This is a genomic window from Aeromonas sp. QDB11 (assembly GCF_027705265.1).
Lineage (GTDB): Bacteria > Pseudomonadota > Gammaproteobacteria > Enterobacterales > Aeromonadaceae > Aeromonas > Aeromonas allosaccharophila.
On record NZ_JAPDBM010000015.1, the window covers coordinates 47,764 to 66,953 of the forward strand.

Below are 19,190 nucleotides of genomic sequence, written 5' to 3' on the forward strand. Positions count from 1 at the left end.
ACACCGTCCGGCCATCGGCGAGTTACTGGCGAACCAGACGGTAGATGGCGTAGCCCGGGTGCTTCTCGTCATCCATCGGCAAGGTGGACTGATAGGCCAGATCCTTGCCTGCCAGCGCCTTGGCCTCTTCACGGGGCGATGAGTAGAGACGGACATCCACCCCGGCAGGCAGCGCCTTCATGTGCCAGTTGTTGTCGGCGGCCGGGCTGAATCCTTGCGGATTGCTGGCGGAACGGGATTTCAGATATTGGGCGACGATCTCGCGCGTCTCGAAGGGATCTTCATGCACGATATTGCTGCCATCCACACCCGGGAAGTGGCCGCCCCCGCTGGCGCGGTAGTTGTTGGTCACCACATAGAACTTCTGGGCCGGATCGATGGGCTGGCCGTTGAAGGTCAGGTTGCTGATCCGCTGACCCTCGCTCACCTTCTCCCCCTCCTTGTTGTAACGGGCGGGCTGGGTGATATCCACCTCGTAGTTCACTCCGTCGATCACATCGAAGTTGTAGGTGGGGAACTTCTCGTTCACCAGCCATTGCACCTCGCCCTTGGCCGAGTCAACCCAGTTGAACTGACCGGCACTCATCTCCAGCCACTCCTTGACGGTGGCGCCGTTCACCTCGACCACCTGCAGGGTGTTCGGGTAGATGTAGAGGTCCGAGACGTTGCGCAGGGAGATATCCCCCGCCGTCACATAGGTGAAATCGGTAATGCCGTTGCGACCACCACGGAACGGGGCGGCGGCAGAGAGGATCGGATAGGACTCCTTGAGCAGGCCATCCTTTTGCAACTGCTCGGCATGCTGGCGCTGGGCATCGCTCACCAGCTGCACCGAGGGGTCATCCTGCACCAACGCAAAGAAGCTGTGGATGGATGAGGTGATCTTGCCGAGCGGGCGATCCAGCCACTGGTTGGTCGCGTCGTGGTCCGCCTTGACCAGAGCCACTACCTGCTCGTCTACCTTGCTCCCTTCGCTGGAATCGATCTGGCGCAAGGCTGATTGGCTCTGCTTCACCTGCCACTTGCCAGCCACCTGCTCCAGCTTGAGATCGATGATCCCCAGATGGTTACCCCAGAAGCCCGGCATCACGGTGGGAATCCCATTCAGGGTGCCCGCCTGATTATCCACCAACGGCAGATCCGGGAAGTCGCCGGGGAAGTTCTTGTGGGCATGGCCCAGCATCAGGGCATCGATCCCCTCGACCTTGGCCAGATGCCAGGCCGCGTTCTCCATCATGGCTTCATAGCTGCCGGCATTGATGCCGGAGTGAGCGACCACCACCACCACGTCGGCCCCCTTGGCGCGCAGTTCGGGCACATAGTGGTTGGCGGTTTCGACCATGTCGGCCACCACCACCTTGCCTTCCAGATGACGCTTGTCCCACTGCAGCACCTGCGGCGGCGTCAGCCCCAGAATACCAACCTTGACGGTCTGCGACTGCCCCTTGTCATCCTTCACCTGACGATCCAGCAGCAGATAGGGGGTGAACTTGTTGCCGCTCCAGTCGATCTTGCCATTGCTATCACGCTTGAAGGCATCCCCCTCAAACACGTTGGCGTTGACGTAGGGGAAGTTGGCCCCTTTAAGGATCTTGCCCAGATAATCGAGGCCGTAGTTGAACTCGTGGTTGCCGAGGTTGCCCACGTCATAACCCAGCTCATTCAGTGCCTTGATGGCGGGATGGGCCTGCTTGTCGAGGTAACCGGCACCCGATTGCTCGAAAATGTAGTCCGCCAGCGGCGAGCCCTGGATCAGGTCACCGTTGTCCAGCAGCAGGTTGTTGGGGTTCTCGGCGCGGGCGGCGCGGATCAGCAAGGCGGTACGGGAGAGACCGAATTTGCGATCCTCCTTGTTCTGGTAGTAGTCATAGCCCAGCACATTGGAGTGGATATCGGAGGTCTGGATCAGCCGCAGCGAGACGGCACCGGGCTGATCCTGCTTTTCTGCGCCACAGGCAGACAGCAGCATGATGGAGGCAATGACGCCCAGCTTCATGGTTCTATTCACTGGATTTTCCTTATTTTTATCTAGCAAGTCACAAGGATGGAAAATTTCACCGGAGAATATGCCACAAACTGGCGTCTTGATTAATTTTTATGAAACCGGGCAGCACAATGCCCGGTCCCCTGCTAACCCCCCAGGGCGAGTTGCAGTGCCAGCGTCAGCATGATGATGCCGACCAGCAGGTCGATCCCCCGCTGCACCCGGCTGCGTGCCAACCAGGGCGCCAGTGCCGCCGCCCCCAGCGCCAGCGAGTAGAACCACACCAGCGAGGCCAACATGGCCCCCGCCGCAAAAGCCGGGCGCAGGGACTCATTTACCTGACTACCCAGCGAGCCGAGCAGCATCAGGGTATCGAGATAGACGTGCGGGTTGAGCAGCGTGACCCCCAGCGTCATCGCCAGCACGCTCTTGGCCCCCATCCGCCGGGCTGAGTCGGCCAATCCCTCCCCCTTACCGCGCCAGGCGCTGAGCAGGGAGCGGCCGCCAAACCAGCTGAGAAACAGCACCCCGCCCCAGGTGAGCAGCGCCATGCCGAGGGGGCTGGCGGCCAGCAGATTGGCTCCGCCAAATACGCCGATGGCAATCAGGACGAGATCGCAGCCGCTGCAGAGCGTGGCGCTCAGCAGATGGTGATTGCGATGGATGCCCCGGCTCAGCACAAAGGCATTCTGGGCACCGATGGGGATGATCATGGCAAGGCCGATGGTGAAGCCTTGCAACGTCGTAGCGAGCAGCATGAGAGTACCGTCCGAAGTGATGAATGAACGGCACTATAGCGAGGGGGAAGCATCCAGAGAAATGCGTTGATTTACTGATTGATTCATTTTGCTAATGATGGCCGCCACAGCAATCCGCTATTCAATCCCTTGTCAATTACCGGATCTGACAATTGTGACCCTCGGAGTGCGGCAGGAGAATCGGTTGTGTCTGTCGAGCTCCGACCTACTGCAGCACGCTGGGGAAGTTGGTGACCACAACCTGCTCCAGATTGGGTAACAACAGCCCGGTGCCAACGCCCTTGGCAATGGCCTGATAGCGGTTCATGGAGCCGGTTTTGCGGGTGACCTGATTGAGGTGGTAATTGACCGTGCGCTCGGTGATCCCGAGGATGCAGGCGATCTCGCTGGAGGTCTTCCCTTCACTTGCCCAGAACAGGCACTCGGTCTCGCGCTCGGTCAGGGGCTCTTTGCCCGCACTGTCCATCATGCTGAACCGCACCACCCGAATGGCCGCATCAAAGATGTAATTGGACATCCAGGAGAGGATCGGCGAGGACTCCAGCAGCAGATCGCTCGAGGCCCGCTCGGCCGTGATGAAGGAGAGAATGCCGTTCTCCCCGGCTGCGCCGTGCAGGGGGAAGGAGATGCCGTTGCGCAAGCCGAACTCGGCTGCCAACCCCATCACATCCATGCTCCCCTCTTGCAGAAAGCTGGCTCGCTCATCGAGGCGATTCCAGTAGATGGGCAGCGTCTGCTTGCGCGCCAGCTGGATCACCGGATCGCACGCCAGCATGTTGTTCTCGGTATAGGCCTGCACCCAGGAGTCGGGGCAGCGGTTGAACAGCACCACCTTGGGCCTTTGCATCGACATCGGCAGGATCAGGGCAAAGCGGTAGTAGTCGTAGCCCATCCCGAGCGTAAAGCGACCAATCAGTTCGGCCAGACAATTGCCATCTGTCACCGAAGTGAAATGTTCGAGGTACTCAAGCAGTTGGTCTCTGTTCATATGAAAGCCCCCTTGGCCAGACATGTGATTATAACGGCGAATAGCAAGATAGAGGGTCCAAAATGTTGGTTTTCAAAGGAAAATTGAGAGAACACCCACGAAATGAGGTGGAAAATGAACTCTATCGCTTTCGAAATCGCGTCTTTTCCGACCGGCTCGGCTGGGATGTGGAGTCACATCGTGGCCTGGAGCGCGACAACTTTGACACGCCAGATACCCACTGGGTGCTGATCGAAGACGAGCAAGGCGTGTGTGGCTGCATCCGGCTGCTCAACTGTGCCGATGCCTATATGCTGCCCACCATCTTCCCCACCGCCCTTGCCGGTGAACGCGCACCACGCAGCCCCGATGTCTGGGAACTGACCCGTCTGGCTATCGATGCCCAGCGCGCTCCGCGCATGAATAACGGCGTCAGCGAACTCACTTGCGTCATCTTCCGCGAGGTCCATGCCTTCGCCCAGGCCCACGGGATCCGCGAGCTGGTCGCCGTCGTCAGCCTGCCGGTGGAGCGCATCTTCCGCCGCCTCGGCCTGCCCATCGAACGACTCGGCCACCGTCAGGCGGTCGATCTGGGCGCGGTGCGGGGCGTTGGCATCCGCTTTCATCTGGATGAACGCTTCGCGCAGGCGGTCTCCCAACCTCTGCTGGGCCATTATCAAACCAGTCATTATCCACTGCAGCAGCCGTCACTGGCGCTGGCAGTCCACTCATAAAAAATCCCGGGAAAACAGACCCGGGATAAACAGATCGCTATGATTCCGCAGGGCTACCCCATACGGCACCAGAGAGTATCCTCCCTCAGTGACCTGACCACTACTGTCAAAAATCACAGCGCCGCCCCCGTTTCAGCCACCATTGTTGTCCCGGCCCGGCTGACGTAGAGTCAGCCCTGATACAACGGGAGGGACGCAATGAAAGAGCTGGATTACAAACTGCTGCGGGCACTGGATGCAGTGCTGCAGGAGCAGAACTTCGATCGGGCGGCCAAGTCGCTCCATATCACCCAGTCGGCCATCTCCCAACGGATCAAGCAGTTGGAGCAGCAATTTGCCGAGCCGCTGCTCATTCGCAGCCAGCCGCTGCAGGCCACCCCGCTCGGCCAGAAACTGCTGGCCCACTACCGTCAGGTACACCAGCTAGAGCTTGAACTGGCGGGGGATCTGACCCCCGACGAGCCGCAGGGGCCGATCCGGATCAGTATCGCCGTCAACGCTGATAGCCTGGCCACCTGGTTCCTGCCCGCCATCGCCCCGCTGCTGGAACTGCACCCCATCGAACTCAACCTGCTGGTCGATGACGAGAGCCGTACCCTCGACAAGGTGCGCGAGGGGCAGGCCTTTGGCGCGGTCAGCCTGCAGCCCCGGCCGCTGGCGGGTTGCTGCGTCGACGAGCTGGGGGAGATGAACTACCTGCTCACCGCCAGCCCCGCCTTCGTGGCGCGCCACTTTCCCCACGGTCTGACTCGGGAGGCGCTGGCCAGGACACCGGCGGTGGCGTTCGATCAGCGCGATGATATGCATATCAGCTTCATGCGCCGTCACTTCGGGCTGGAGCCCGGCGGTTATCCCTGTCATACCGTTCACTCGTCAGAAGCCTTCGTCGCCATGGCCGAACAGGGGCTGGCCTACTGTCTGATCCCCGAATTGCAGATCAGATCGCAGCTGCAAGCCGGAACACTGGTCAACCTCAGCCCCGACCACATCTTGATGGAACGACTCTACTGGCACCGCTGGGTACTGGAAAAAGGGGTGCACAAACAGCTCTCCCTGCGGCTCATTGACCACGCCAGATCGCAGTTGAAACCACGCTGAGCAGGCCATTCACCTTGGCTTTGGAGGGGTAAAAACGTATAGTGCTGGGCGATCCTTCATCAGGTCTCCACCCAGGTTTTCCACTTCAGGTTCCTCACTTATGTTCCAAGACAATCCGCTGCTGGCCCAGCTCAAGCAACAAATCCGCGAAAACATTCCGAAGAAAGAGGGTGTGATCCGCGCCTCGGACCGGGGCTTCGGCTTTCTGGAAGTCGATGAGAAGACCAGCTATTTCGTGCCGCCTCCCTACATGAAGAAGGTGATGCACGGTGACCGGGTGACCGCCCTGATCCGCACCGAAAAAGAGAAGGAAGTGGCCGAGCCGGATACCCTGCTGGAGCAGTCCGTTACCCGCTTCGTGGCCCGGGTCAAGATGTTCCGTGACCGCCTCAACGTGGTCGCCGATCACCCGCTGATCAAGGATGCCATCAAGGCCCGCGTCAAGAAGGGCCTAGATGAGAAAGAGTTCAAGGAAGGGGACTGGGTGGTGGCCACCCTCAAGCGCCATGCGCTGGTTGACGGCAACTTCTCTGCCGAGATCATCCAGAAGATCGCCGCCCAGGAAGATCACAATGTGCCCTGGTGGGTGGTGCTGGCGCGCCACAATCTGGCCCAGATCGAACCGGCTGACTTGCCGGAGTGGAAGGTCATCGAGGAAGAGGAGCTGCCACGCACAGATCTGACCGATGTCCCCTTCTTCACCATCGACGGTGCCAAGACCAAGGACATGGATGACGCCCTGGCAATCCGCAAGCTGGATAACGGCTGGGAGCTGCTGGTCGCCATCGCCGACCCGACCGCCTATGTGGCCGAAGGGAGCGAGCTGGACAAAGAGGCCGCCCAGCGCGCCTTTACCGTCTACATGCCGGGCCGCAACGTGCCGATGATCCCGCGCACCCTCTCCGACGAACTCTGCTCCCTGAAAGAGGGCGAGGAGCGCAACACCCTGTGCGCCCGTCTGCACATCGCCGAAGATGGCCTGCTGATGGAGGAGACCGAGTTCTTCGCCGCCCGCATCTGCTCCCACGCCCGCCTCAGCTATGACGATGTCTCCGACTGGGCCGAGCATGGCAAAGCGCTGACCATCGATGCTGGCGTGCTGGCCCAGCTGCCGCTGATGAAGGCGATGACCGAAGCGCGCATCGCATGGCGCACCGAGCACGCGCTGGTATTCCCGGATCGCCCGGACTACGACTTCGAGCTGGGCGAAAATGGCGAAGTGCTTGCCATCCACGTCGAGCCGCGCCGCATCGCCAACCGCATGGTGGAAGAGTCGATGATCGCCGCCAACATCTGCGCCGGTCGCGTACTGGGCAAGAGCGTCGGTTACGGCATCTTCAACGTTCACACCGGCTTTGACGAAGAGTCCCTCGACGGCGCCATCGACCTGCTGAAAAGCGCCGAGGCCCCGTTCGAGCGCGACGAGATCGCCAGCCTGACCGGCTTCTGCGCCCTACGCCGCTGGATCGACAACCTCGATACCCGCTGGCTGGATGGCAAGATCCGCCGCTTCCAGAGCTATGCGCTGATGTCCTCCGAACCGGGCGCCCACTACGGCCTGGGTCTGGATGCCTACGCCACCTGGACCTCCCCGATCCGTAAATACGGCGATATGGTCAACCATCGTCTGCTCAAAGCGGTCATCGCTGGCAAGACCCCGGGTGAGCGCCCGAGCACAGAGCTCACCGAGCATCTGACCGCCTGCCGCCGCCTGCACCGCATGGTCGAGCGCGACATCGGTGACTGGCTCTATGTCCGTTACCTGAAAGCCGCCGCGGGCACCGATCAGCTGTTCAACGCCGAGATCATCGACGTGATGCGTGCCGGTCTCAAGCTGCGTCTGCAAGAGAACGGCGCCGTGGTCTTCATGCCTGCCCGTCATATCCTCGACAACAAGGATCGGCTGGAGTGCAACTGGGACAACGGCCGCGTCTATCTGGACAAGACCGAAGTGGTCTATGAGCTGGGCCAGATCATCGAGGTCAAGCTGAGCGAAGCGGTGGAAGAGACCCGCTCCCTCATCGCCAAGCCGGCGGTCGCGCTGGTACCGGGCCCGGCACCGGAAGCACCGGTGGCCGAGAGTGCGCCAGCCGATAGCAGTGAAACGCCTGCGGACGCGGCCACCAAGGCAGAATAAGCCGCGCAGAGTCATCTGATCTGCCCGTGAGCCCGCCATCGTGCGGGCTCTCTTTTTTGCTCCGCATTCTGCCCAACCCGCGACCAAAACCACCGCCACGGGGCACGGTTTTCACCGCGATGGGCGGAGAACTCAGTGAATGTTTCTATGAGCCGCACTGAATGCAACCGTTATGTGCGCTACCTCTCCTTTCTGACATATTAATCAAAGAGAAATAACTATATACTCGCTTGGGTACACCCCAAGGGATATTGGTATGCAGGAATGGGACCCGGAACACTTCACCAACTTCGCTCAGTTATGCGAAGTGAGCCTCGCCACCATCCGTGAAAAAACCGATGCCGAACGCCTTTACCTCTGGCTGAAAGCCCCCGAACCGCAACTCTACAGCTTTCAGCTCGATCAGGGGCTGACCAGACTGGCTCCCGCTCATCTCGAACAGCTGACCCTGCCCCACCATCTGATCGACAAGGCGATGGGCAAGGGGCAACTGGTGATCGAGCAGATCTACCAGCCGCCAGACTCCGGTGAAAATGTCGAGCCAGCCCAGCCGCGGCTGCGCGCCTGCTTCCCCCTCAAACGGCACATGAAACTGGAAGGGGTCATCTATCTGGAGACCCACCGCCGCATCGACCGCCTCTCCTCTCGCCAGCGTCAGGGCATCCAGCTGCTTATTCACTATCTGACTGCCGAACTGAGCAATCACCTGCTCTCTTGCCAGGTGGATCAGGAGCGGGATCAACGGCTCCATACCCAGACCGATCTGGTGCAGAGTCAGGCGCTGCAGGGCTCCTTCCTCAATATGCTGCAGGCACTGCACATGGTCAGCGTCACCCTCTCCCGCAGCCGCAGCGAAAACGAGCTGCTGCGGGACGCCGTGCTGCTGGCTCGCAAGGAGCTGCAGTTCGACCGGGTCGCCATCTTCCTGATCGAGCCCGATGGCAAGACCATGCGCGGCACCTGGGGCACCAGCGAAGAGGGCGAGCTGGTCGACGAACATGGGTTCATCAGCCCCATTCCGGATCACCCCACGGTACAGGAGGCGCTCAGACGCAAAGACTACGTGCTGGTGCTGGAAGATACCCCGCTCTACTACGAGAAGCAGCAGGTAGGCCGTGGCTGGAACGCCATGGTATCGCTATGGGATGGCACCACTCCTATCGGCTGGATCGCCGCTGACAACCTGCTCTGGCACCGTCCGCTCAAGGCCTATCAGAGCGAGATCTTCAAACAGTACGCCGCCATTCTGTCACAACTGCTGATCCGCCAGCGCACCCAGGAGCAGCTGGAAACCCTCAACCGCCAGCTGGAGGCTCGGGTCGCCGAACGCACCATGCAGCTGGCCGAGACCAATCGGGCGCTGGAGGAGGCCAATCACCGCCTCTCCCTGCTGTCGCTGGAAGATCCCCTCACCGGCATCGCCAACCGGCGCCAGTGGGACATCACCATGCAGCGGGAGTGGGAGTGGGCACGACGCACCCAGAACCTGCTGGCGGTATTGATGATCGATGTGGACGAGTTCAAGGCCTACAACGACCACTTCGGCCATGCCAAGGGGGATCTCTGCCTGCAACAGGTGGCCCATGTGCTCCGGGATGCAGAGCGGCGCTGCACCAATCTGGTCGCCCGTTACGGTGGCGAGGAGTTCGTCATTCTGCTCTGCGCCCCCCAACCCGGTGAGGCCGAACAGCTGGCCGGGCGGATCCACGATGGTCTTGCCCGCTTGAAAATGCCCCATCCCGCCTCGCGGGTTGCTGATTTCATTACGGTTAGCATAGGCTTTAGCTATCTGGTTCCCTCCCAGGACGGAGCATGGCAGACCCTGACCGAACAGGCTGACCAAGCGCTCTACCACGCCAAGTCACAAGGGAGGGCCCGCACTCTGGCCTATCGGTGATCCCATGCTGTTGCGTCGCTATCCTATCTTCAATCGTCGCCTGGCTCTGGTGGCCTACGGCATCGACTATCAGCTCAGCTCACCGGCCGAATGGCCTTCACTGGCGCAACATTGCCGCCTGCTGGCGCAGGGGCGTCAATATCTGGTGCCCTTCACCCACGAACAGCTCGATGAACAGCGTCCCCTGCTGCTGGATCAGGACGCGATCCCGCTGGTTGAAGCCTCCAGCGAACGCCAGCCCAACTCGTTTCCGGTGCTGGAGCAGTGGCGCGACAGTCGGCGCAGACTGGCGGTACATGGCGCCAACCGGGATCCACGCTGGCTCGGCGCCAGCCGCCTGCTGGTGTACTGGATGGGGGAAGAGGGGATCTGCCAGCCCACCGAACACAAGCGGATGGCGCTGAACATCGAAACCTGGGCGGATTTTCTCCCGCTGCGGGAGGCCGGGGTCGACTTCTTTGCCGGCGGCTTTCTCGCCCGTCCCGAGCTGGTCAATCAGCGGGCCAACCAGCCCGATATGGCGCTGGTACAGCAGATCCTCCAGCTCATCTGCCACGAGGAGTTCTCCTTCGCCCAGGTAGCTCGCCTGCTGGAGCAGGATGCCTGGCTGCCCGGCCTGCTGCTCACCTACGTCAACGCCCCCGGCTTCGATCATGCCGCCCCCATCACCTCGGTACCCCGCGCCCTCTCCTATCTGGGGGAGCAGGAGATCCGCAAGTTCGTGCTGATCAACGGTCTGGCCCGGGTGAGCCAGCACATGCCGGAGGCCTGCACCCGCATGGCCATCGCCCGCGGCCGCTTCTGCGAGTTGATTGCCCTCACCGCCCTCGGTAAAGCGGAGGCCAGCTGGGCCTTTCTGGTAGGCCTGGTGCTCGATGGCTCCCTGCTGTCGGAGCCGCTGATGGCCCACCTGCCCAAGAGCGTGCAGCGCGCCATCGAACTGCACGAAGGGCCACTCTTTCATCTGTTTCAGCTGGTCAGCACCTATGAACAGGGCAACTGGGCCCTGCTGGAACAGCTTGCCCCCAAATATCAACTCGATCCGGCCCAGCTCACCCCCGTCTATTTTCAGTCACAAATGTGGGGGCAAGCGTTTCTCACCAGTTAGGAGATGGCAGGACGGTGAGTCACTGGCTAGAATGGGCTCCCTTTTTGCCAGAGGCTCACCCGCACCATGACTCTTTCCGGATTCCAAGGCCTGGTCTTTGACCTTGATGGCACCCTGGTCGACTCCATGCCGCTGCACCTCGCCGCTTGGGAACATACCGCCCGCGAGTTTGGCTTTCACTTCGACGCCGACTGGTTCTATGAGCTGGGTGGCATGCCGAGCCGCAAGATAGCCCTGCTGGTCGCACAGGAGCAGCAGATCCCCCTCGATCCTCTCGAAGTCACCCGCTGCAAGACCGCCCACTATGTGGCCAACCTGCACAAGGCGACCGTCTTTCCGGCCATGCAGGCGCTGGTCGAGCGCTATCATGGTGTCATCCCGATGGGGATTGGCACCGGCTCGCCCCGCGTCAACGCCGAAGCGGTGCTGCGCAACACCGGGCTGGATCGCTACTTCTCTGTGGTGGTCACCGCAGACGATGTGGAGCAGCACAAGCCCAATCCGGACACCTTCCTGCTGGTCGCCAGCAAGCTGGGGGTCGAGCCATCAGGCTGTCTGGTGTTTGAAGATACCGGTATCGGGGTACAGGCCGGAAAAGCGGCGGGTATGCAGACCTGCATGGTCAAAGAGGGTCAACCAGTCGGCATAACGGCGTAGTGCGGAAAAAAATATCGCCCTGCAAGGGGCGATAACCGGAACAGGCTCTCATACGGGACATGAATGAAAATGAGAGCAGGTTCCGTCAGCCGCTGACGCAGGGCGCGTCAACGAGGAGTGCGGGGCAGACGATTACTCGTTGTTGCCGCCGCCCTGATTGTCGTCATAACGACCCGGCGCACCGTGGGGGCGCGGCGCCATGGAGACACGTGGCTTGCGAGCACGCTGGATATTCACCTGCGGACGGCCGGTGTGCATGGCGATGGTGGAGATCTTGGCCTTGTAGACCAGCTGCTGGTTACCATGAGCATCGGTCAGCAGCACGCTGTACTGGTCGAACCCGCTGATGGTGCCTTCCAGCTTGATGCCGCTCACCAGAAAAATAGCGACCTGACTGCGGTTCTTGCGCAACCAGTTGAGGGCAGAATCTTGCCCGTTCCCGAGGGAGAAGGCTTGCTCGATGGTGGAGTAGCTTGGGGATTCAGTTGTCATAAATTATTGTCCCGCGGAAAAAAAGTGGCGTTTGATTGTGCTAAATGGGCACTGGCTTGTCAAAGTCATTCTCACTCCCGCCAGCAATAGCGGCCTCCGGGGGCTGGTCGCTGACCAGTACAACTGCGATAATCGCCAGCTCTGGCTCCACCACGGGCCTCATCTGGGGTTTTATCTTGCATCCGGCTTCACACCAACACCACACCACCTATGTCCATGATGCCACTGCCTGCGAAGAGTGTGATCTACTGATACCGGCCACACCGCTCGAGGTGGGGCAGGCCAGTTGCTGTCCCCGTTGTGGACACACCCTGAGTCGCCACCTGCCGCAGCAGGAGTTGCGCCCGATCGCCTATGGTTTCGCGGCACTCATCATGTTCGTGCTCGCCAATGCCTTTACCTTCATGTCCTTCTCGGCCAAAGGGATAGGCCAGGAGATGACCTTTCTGCAGAGCATCACTACCCTGGTGGATGAGGGCTATCTGTTTCTCGGCGCGGTGCTGAGCCTGACCCTGATCGGCCTGCCGCTGGTCTACATGGGCTCCATCATGCTGGTGCTGTGGCGGATCGATAAAGATCTGCACAGCAATGCCCTGCGCTCCCTCGGCCGCCTGCTCTGCCGGATCAAACCCTGGCTGATGGTGGATGTCTTTCTGGTGGGGGTACTCATCTCGCTGGTCAAACTGATGGGGATGGCCGACATCAAGATGGGGCTGTCGTTCTGGGCCTTCGTCGGCTACACGGTGCTGCTCATCAAGATGATCTCTTCGCTGGATCAGATGTGGCTGTGGCAGCGGCTGTTCGGCCCCACCGCACCGCGTGAGATCGATCCGGATGCGGGAGCACTGGAATCCGGTCTGGTGGGCTGCCACATCTGTGGCGCCCTCTGCGAGGTGGACAGCCACAGCTGCTCCCGTTGTGGCGGTCACCTGCATGCGCGCAAGCCGGGCGGCCTGAACCGTACCTGGGCGCTGCTGTTTACCTCCGCCATTCTCTATGTTCCCGCCAACCTCTATCCCATCATGGATACGGTGTTCCTCGGCGATGACAGCCCCTCCACCATCCTTGGTGGCGTGGTGCTGCTGTGGGCCATGGGCTCCTACCCCATCGCGGCGGTGATCTTTTTCGCCAGTGTGGTGGTGCCGCTGGTGAAAATACTCGCGCTATTCTGGCTTTGCTATATGGTGCAGCGCGGCAATGTCACCTCCCCCCTCGGCAAGCTCAAACTCTATCGCATGACCGAATTTGTCGGACGCTGGTCGATGATCGACGTCTTCGTGGTGGCCATTCTGGCGGGCCTGATCCGGCTCGACAATCTGATGACCATCTACCCCGGCCCTGCGGCCGTCGCATTTGCAGGTGTGGTGCTGATCACCATGGTCGCCGCCATGAGTTTCGACTCCCGCCTGATCTGGGATTTACAACAAGGAGAACGCGAACGTGAGTGAGCGTAAAAAAAGGTGGAAACCGGGCTCTGATTTTCTGAGCTCTGCCGCCGCAATCTGGATGGTGCCCCTGCTGGCGCTGTGCATTGGCATCTGGATGCTGTTCCAGCACTGGTACTCCCAGGGCCCGAGCTTCACCCTGACTGTTGCCACCGCCGAGGGCATCGTTGCCGGCAAAACAGTAATCCGCTCCCGCGAAGTGGACGTCGGCCGCATCGAGGCCGTCGAGCTGAGCGAAGACTACAGTCACGCGGTACTGAAGGGGCGGTTGAACAACGCCGCCTCCGGTATGCTGCGCGGTGACAGCCAGTTCTGGGTGGTAAAACCCCGGGTTGGTCGTGAAGGAGTATCGGGTCTAAGCACCCTGCTCTCCGGCGCCTATATCGAGCTTGCTCCCGGCAAGAAAGGGCGGGCGCGGGACGAGTACGCCATGCTGGACAAGCCGCCGCTCGCCTCGCTGGATGCCAAGGGGCTGCGCCTCACCCTCAGCAGTCGCGACACCCGCGCGCTGGGGGAAGGCTCCCCCATCAACTATCAGGGCTTCACCATCGGTCAGGTGGAAGAGGCGAAGTTCCTGCCAGAAAAGAGCGAGATGCAATATCAAATCTTCATCAACGCCCCCTATGACATTCTGGTGAGCAGCAACTCCCGCTTCTGGATGACCCCGGGCTTCGAGGTCTCCATGAGCAGCGAGGGGATGAAGGTGAAGATGGATTCGCTGGAGAGCCTGCTCGACGGCGGCATCACCATGGGCCTGCCACCCGGCTGGGCACCTGGCGACCCGGTCAAACAGATGGAAGGGTTCACCCTGTTCCAGGATGAGGCGAGCGTGCTGGCCGGTAGCCTGGATCAGTTCATCGACTACGTCTTCCTGTTCGATGACAACGTGGGGGGCCTGCACCCGGGCGCCGCCGTGCAGTACCGCGGCATCCGGGTCGGTACCGTCATCTCCGCCCCCTACCTCATCGAGGACAAGGGAGTGCAGATCTTCAAGAACCGCCAGATCCCGGTGCTGGCCCGTATCGAAGTGCAGCGCCTCTCCCACCGCTATGCCAAGGCGGAGAAGGATCAGTGGCGCGCCCTGTTCGGCAAGCAGTTCAAGGAGGGGTTGCGTGCCAGCCTCAAGACCTCGAGCCTGCTGACCGGCGGCAAGATCATCGACCTCAACTTCTATCCGGACGCGCCGCGCTTCGAGCAGGCCAAGCTGGCCGGTTATCAGGTCTTCCCCACCGTGCAGGGCGGGCTGGATCAGATCGAGCGCAAGGTGAACCTCATCCTCGACAAGTTTGTCGACATGGACATGGCGACCACCCTGACCAAGGTCAACGGGTCACTCACCACTCTGGATGGCACCCTGAAGAACATCAGTGCAGTCAGCGCCAACCTGAACAAGCTCACTGCCAAGGACGCCACCCAGCAGCTGCCGGCCTCGCTCAACGAGAGCCTCAAGCAGTTGCAGGAGACCTTGCAGGCCTATGATGCCCAGTCCCAGACCAATCAGGACCTGCGTCAGTCGGTGCAGACCCTCAATCAGTTGATGCGCGAACTGCAGCCGCTGGTGCACTCCCTCAACGAGCAGCCCAGCTCGCTGATCTTCGATCGCGCGCATCCATCGGACCCTGAGCCCAAGCGAGGCAAACAATGAAAAAAGAGATCCTGACGCTGGCCCTGCTGGGCCTGCTGGCGGGTTGCAGCAGCCAGCCAAGCCTGCACTACTACTCGCTCGATGCCGACAGCCAGCAACCCGTAACGGCCCCAGCCCAACCGCAGCACCAGCTGGTGCTGCGATCGGTGGCGCTGGCCAGCCAGCTCGACCGGATCAGTCTGGTCTATCAACTGGAAGGGCAAGAGCTGCACTTCACCGAGTACCATCGCTGGGCCGGTGCGCTCGACGATCAGCTCAACCAGCTCACCCTCAATGGCCTCTCCACCCGCCTGCCGGGCTGGGTGGTGCGGCAGGATGGCGCCCGCAAGGGGCCGGTGCTGACCATTCTGGTGGAGCGCTTTCAGGGCCGTCATGACGGCAGCGCCGTGCTGAGCGGCCGCTGGCGCCTGCTGGCGGAAGATGGCACCGTGCTGCGCGATGCCCCCTTCCGTCAGGAGCGGGTGCTACCGGCCGATGGCTACAACGCGCTGGTGAACGAACTGGGTCAGGGCTGGCAACAGCTGCTCGACCAGATCGCCGCCGAGGTGCGCCAGAGCGCCAGCTAACTGGCAATCCCCCCGATTGCAGAGATAAAAAAACGACGCCAGCTGGCGTCGTTTTTTTATGGGCGAGTGTCAGGTGATGACTCACGCCTTAGCGGGCTGGCTCAGGCGAGCAACCGCTTCGACGTGCATGGCGTAGAGGAGGAACATGTCAATCGCTCCGCGCCAATATCCGATCACGCTTTCGCTGGCAGGCTCAGACGGGCAACCGCTGCCACATGCATGGCGTGGAGGAGGAACATGCAAATCCCTCCACGCCAGTGTCCGATCACGCTTTCGCTGGTAGGCTCAGACGGGCTACCGCTTCCACATGCATGGAGTGCGGGAACATATCGACCGGCTGCACCTCATCCAGCACGAAGCCCTGTTTGACCAGCCAGGCAAGATCGCGAGCTAGGGTCTGCGGGTTGCAGGAGACATAGACCAGACGACGGGGCGCCATGGCGACCAGGGTCTGCAGTACCGCCTTGTCACAGCCCTTGCGCGGCGGATCCATGACCACCACGTCAGCGGTCACGCCCTGAGCGTGCAGCTCGGGCATCAGCTGCTCGGCCTTGCCGACGTGGAATTCGGTGTGCTCGATGCCGTTGAGGGCGGCGTTGCGGCGGGCATCGCTGATGGCGCTCTCCACCGACTCGATCCCCACGACCTTGGCGGCCTTGCCTGCCAGGAACAGGGAGATGGTGCCGATACCGCAATAGATGTCGAACACCGTCTCGTTGCCGGTCAGTTCGGCATACTCGAGGGCGCTGGAGTAGAGCACATCGGTCTGGGTCGGGTTGTTCTGGAAGAAGGAGAGCGGCGAGATCTCGAACTCGAGTTCGTGGATCTTGTCGCGGATCACCCCTTCGCCCAGCAGCACCCGGTTGGTAGCGCCCAGAATGCGGTTGGTGCGCTCATCGTTGATGTTCTGTACCAGGGTAGTGACCGGCAGATCGCTCAGGGCCGCCAGCAGCTCGGCTTCGAACGGCAGCTCCTCGCCCAGGGTGACCAGCACCACCATCAGCTCGCCGCTCTTGAAGCCCTTGCGGGTCATCAGGTTGCGCACGCAGCCGGTGTGGTTCACTTCGTCATAGGCCGCGATGTCGTGCTCGCGCATCCAGTTGCGTACCCGGGCGTTGAGCTCCACGTGCAGTGAGTCCTGCACCGCGCAGTCATCGGCGGTGATGAGATCGTGGGAGTGCTTGCGATAAAAACCGATCTCGGCACCCGCTTCACAACTGCGCACTGCATATTGCGCCTTGTTGCGATAGGCAAACGGGCTCTCCATGCCAAGGATATCCTTGACCGGAGTATCACCCAGCCCGGCCTGCTCCAGTGCGCTCTGCACCAGTGCCTGCTTGAGCTTGAGCTGGGCCGGATAGGCCAGCGGGCGCACCTGACAGCCACCACACTCGGTGTTGGGGCAGAAATCGGCAACCCGATCGGCAGAGGGCTGGAGCAGCTCGGCGACCTTGCCGTGCAGATAGTTCGGCTTGACCTCGGTCAGCTCCACCAGCGCCTGCTCACCGGGCAGCAGACCTTCGACAAACAGGGGGCGATCGAACAGGCGTCCTTTGCCATCTCCTTTGTCGGTCAGTTCCAGGATCTCGATCTGGTGTTGATGTCCCACTAACGGCATGAGCGGCTCCAAAAGTACTAAAAAATGGGGGTGATGGACGCGGCAAAGCCATGCCCATCGAGAAAAGGTGGCAGAGTTTAGCGGAGATCCGGCCAAATTGCAGGCATAAAAAGCCTGCTTATTACAATGGTCATTGCCCCTGGCCATCTGCCGGGTCTTGCCACCTTTCGGGTTGCGGCAAATTTAGCCCTTGGGCCATAACGCCCAGCCTGTTAAAATTCCGCCCTTGAAATTATCCTGGGCCCCGCGCCCGTTCTAGCTAAGGTCTACCGCGATGCGTACCAGCCAATATCTGCTTTCCACTCTCAAGGAAACCCCCTCCGACGCTGAAGTTGTCAGCCACCAGCTGATGCTGCGCGCCGGGATGATCCGTAAACTGGCCTCCGGCATGTATGCCTGGTTGCCAACCGGTCTGCGGGTACTGAAGAAAATCGAGAACATTGTTCGCGAAGAGATGAACAATGCTGGTGCCGTCGAAGTCTCCATGCCGGTGGTTCAGCCTGCCGAGCTGTGGCAGGAGTCCGGCCGCTGGGATGACTACGGTCCCGAGCTGTGCCGTCTGACCGACCGCCACAACCGTCCCTTCGTGCTGGGCCCGACCCACGAAGAGGTGATCACCGCGCTGGTACGTTACGAAGTGAACAGCTACAAACAGCTGCCGCTCAACCTCTACCAGATCCAGACCAAGTTCCGCGATGAAGTGCGCCCCCGTTTCGGCGTGATGCGTGGCCGCGAATTCCTGATGAAGGATGCCTACTCCTTCCACATCGACAAAGAGTCTCTGGTCGATACCTACGAGAAGATGCACGCCGCCTACTGCAAGGCGTTCACCCGCATGGGTCTGAACTTCCGTCCGGTGCAGGCCGATACCGGCTCCATCGGTGGTACCGGTTCCCACGAATTCCAGGTACTGGCCGAGAGCGGTGAAGACTTGATCGCCTTCTCCGATACATCAGATTACGCCGCCAACATCGAGATGGCCGAAGCGCTGGCGCCGGCTGGTGAACGCGCTGCCGCCAGCGCGGCCCTGACCAAGGTTGCCACCCCGAATGTTCACACCATCGACGAAGTGGCCGCTTTCCTGAACGTGGCACCGACCGCCATCGCCAAGACTCTGCTGGTACTGGCAGAGGAAGATGAACACGGCAAGCAGGCCGTCATCGCGCTGGTACTGCGTGGCGACCACGAGCTGAACGAAATCAAGGCCGAGAAACTGGCTGGCGTGGCCAACCCGCTGACTTTCGCCAACGACGAGCAGATTAAAGCTGCCGCCGGTTGCGATGCAGGCTCCATCGGCCCGGTCGGCTTTGCCGGTCGCATCATCGTCGATCGCAGCGCTGCCCATCTGGCGGACTTCGTCTGCGGCGCCAACGAGACCGGTTTCCACCTGACCGGTGCCAACTGGGATCGTGACATCGCTACCTATGAAGTTGCCGACCTGCGCAACGTGGTGGAAGGCGACCCGAGCCCGTGCGGCCAGGGCAAGCTGCTGCTCAAGCGCGGTATCGAAGTGGGCCACATCTTCCAGCTGGGTACCAAGTACTCCGAAGCGATGAAGGCGAGCGTGCTGAACGAAGGCGGCAAATCCGTCACCATGGAGATGGGTTGCTACGGTATCGGGGTTTCCCGTCTGGTGGCTGCGGCCATCGAGCAGAACAACGACCAGTACGGTATCATCTGGCCGGATGCTATCGCTCCGTTCGAAGTGGCCATCGTGCCGATGAACATGCACAAATCCGAGCGAGTGGCCGAGCAGGCACAGCAGTTCTACGCCGAGCTGAAAGCGGCAGGTGTCGATGTGCTGTTCGACGACCGTAAAGAGCGCCCGGGCGTGATGTTCGCCGACATGGAGCTGCTGGGCATCCCGCACGCCATCGTCATCGGCGATCGCGGTCTGGACAACGGCGTGGTGGAGTACAAGTGCCGCCGCTCCGGCGAGAAGCAGGAAGTGGCCATTGGCGACATCATCGCCATGCTCAAGGCCAAGCTGGGCCGTTAATTCCGCCCCCTTGCCTGAATAGAAAAGCGCGCCATTTGGCGCGCTTTTTGTTTCTGTATGTTCTGACGACGGCAACCGGATGGCG

Annotated in this window: 15 protein-coding genes; 10 read left to right on the forward strand and 5 right to left on the reverse strand. The window is 61.1% G+C overall.

Going from position 1 to position 19,190, the window contains the following annotated elements; all coding sequences use genetic code 11:
* Window positions 1-22: 22 nt before the first annotated feature.
* The 3 genes from OKC40_RS07260 to OKC40_RS07270 all read right to left on the reverse strand — a co-directional run bounded on the left by OKC40_RS07260 (window position 23) and on the right by OKC40_RS07270 (window position 3,730).
* Window positions 23-1,996 (reverse strand): bifunctional 2',3'-cyclic-nucleotide 2'-phosphodiesterase/3'-nucleotidase, encoded by a 1,974-nt coding sequence (locus OKC40_RS07260; protein WP_182939792.1) that lies wholly within the window; start codon window positions 1,994-1,996, stop codon window positions 23-25.
* 134 nt (window positions 1,997-2,130) lie between these two features.
* Window positions 2,131-2,742 (reverse strand): L-lysine exporter, encoded by a 612-nt coding sequence (gene lysE, locus OKC40_RS07265; protein ID WP_232093575.1) that lies wholly within the window; start codon window positions 2,740-2,742, stop codon window positions 2,131-2,133.
* A 205-nt stretch (window positions 2,743-2,947) separates the two neighbouring features.
* Complete coding sequence (locus tag OKC40_RS07270) at window positions 2,948-3,730, reverse strand: LuxR family transcriptional regulator (protein ID WP_075113182.1); 783 nt, start codon at window positions 3,728-3,730, stop codon at window positions 2,948-2,950.
* A gap of 62 nt (window positions 3,731-3,792) precedes the next feature.
* Here OKC40_RS07270 and OKC40_RS07275 point away from each other — a divergent pair, with 62 nt between their 5' ends.
* The 6 genes from OKC40_RS07275 to OKC40_RS07300 all read left to right on the forward strand — a co-directional run bounded on the left by OKC40_RS07275 (window position 3,793) and on the right by OKC40_RS07300 (window position 11,340).
* Window positions 3,793-4,443, forward strand: a complete 651-nt coding sequence (locus OKC40_RS07275) for an acyl-homoserine-lactone synthase (protein ID WP_182938258.1) — start codon at window positions 3,793-3,795, stop codon at window positions 4,441-4,443.
* A 198-nt stretch (window positions 4,444-4,641) separates the two neighbouring features.
* Window positions 4,642-5,541, forward strand: coding sequence for a LysR family transcriptional regulator ArgP (locus OKC40_RS07280; protein ID WP_042656383.1), 900 nt, complete (start codon window positions 4,642-4,644; stop codon window positions 5,539-5,541).
* Between the two features lie 100 nt (window positions 5,542-5,641).
* Window positions 5,642-7,678: an exoribonuclease II gene (locus OKC40_RS07285; protein WP_182938259.1), complete on the forward strand. Its 2,037-nt coding sequence runs from the start codon at window positions 5,642-5,644 to the stop codon at window positions 7,676-7,678.
* Between the two features lie 256 nt (window positions 7,679-7,934).
* Window positions 7,935-9,575 carry a sensor domain-containing diguanylate cyclase gene (locus OKC40_RS07290; protein ID WP_182938260.1) on the forward strand — a complete coding sequence of 547 codons (1,641 nt, stop codon included), beginning with the start codon at window positions 7,935-7,937 and terminating at the stop codon, window positions 9,573-9,575.
* A gap of 4 nt (window positions 9,576-9,579) precedes the next feature.
* Complete coding sequence (locus tag OKC40_RS07295) at window positions 9,580-10,683, forward strand: EAL and HDOD domain-containing protein (protein ID WP_064335439.1); 1,104 nt, start codon at window positions 9,580-9,582, stop codon at window positions 10,681-10,683.
* Between the two features lie 66 nt (window positions 10,684-10,749).
* Window positions 10,750-11,340, forward strand: a complete 591-nt coding sequence (locus tag OKC40_RS07300; protein ID WP_182938261.1) for an HAD family hydrolase — start codon at window positions 10,750-10,752, stop codon at window positions 11,338-11,340.
* 132 nt (window positions 11,341-11,472) lie between these two features.
* Here OKC40_RS07300 and hfq read toward each other — a convergent pair whose 3' ends face one another.
* On the reverse strand, window positions 11,473-11,832 hold the full coding sequence (hfq, locus tag OKC40_RS07305; RefSeq protein WP_005335772.1) for an RNA chaperone Hfq: 360 nt from the start codon (window positions 11,830-11,832) through the stop codon (window positions 11,473-11,475).
* 176 nt (window positions 11,833-12,008) lie between these two features.
* Between hfq and OKC40_RS07310 the strand changes: the two genes are divergently transcribed.
* The 3 genes from OKC40_RS07310 to OKC40_RS07320 are packed head-to-tail and all read left to right on the forward strand — an operon-like array spanning window position 12,009 to window position 15,488.
* Window positions 12,009-13,280, forward strand: a complete 1,272-nt coding sequence (locus tag OKC40_RS07310) for a PqiA/YebS family transporter subunit (RefSeq protein WP_182938262.1) — start codon at window positions 12,009-12,011, stop codon at window positions 13,278-13,280.
* The gene (gene pqiB, locus OKC40_RS07315) at window positions 13,273-14,922 is read left to right on the forward strand and encodes an intermembrane transport protein PqiB (protein ID WP_182938263.1); all 1,650 of its coding nucleotides are present in this window, start codon (window positions 13,273-13,275) and stop codon (window positions 14,920-14,922) included. The genes OKC40_RS07310 and pqiB overlap by 8 nt, the downstream gene beginning before the upstream one ends.
* Window positions 14,919-15,488: a PqiC family protein gene (locus OKC40_RS07320; protein ID WP_182938264.1), complete on the forward strand. Its 570-nt coding sequence runs from the start codon at window positions 14,919-14,921 to the stop codon at window positions 15,486-15,488. Before pqiB ends, OKC40_RS07320 begins: the two co-directional genes overlap by 4 nt.
* A 265-nt stretch (window positions 15,489-15,753) precedes the next feature.
* Here the strand turns inward: OKC40_RS07320 and rlmD are convergent, their stop codons facing one another.
* Window positions 15,754-17,106 carry a 23S rRNA (uracil(1939)-C(5))-methyltransferase RlmD gene (gene rlmD, locus OKC40_RS07325; RefSeq protein ID WP_058052278.1) on the reverse strand — a complete coding sequence of 451 codons (1,353 nt, stop codon included), beginning with the start codon at window positions 17,104-17,106 and terminating at the stop codon, window positions 15,754-15,756.
* Window positions 17,107-17,380: 274 nt separating this feature from the next.
* Here rlmD and OKC40_RS07330 point away from each other — a divergent pair, with 274 nt between their 5' ends.
* On the forward strand, window positions 17,381-19,105 hold the full coding sequence (locus OKC40_RS07330) for a proline--tRNA ligase (RefSeq protein ID WP_182938265.1): 1,725 nt from the start codon (window positions 17,381-17,383) through the stop codon (window positions 19,103-19,105).
* The last annotated feature ends 85 nt before the right edge of the window (window positions 19,106-19,190 follow it).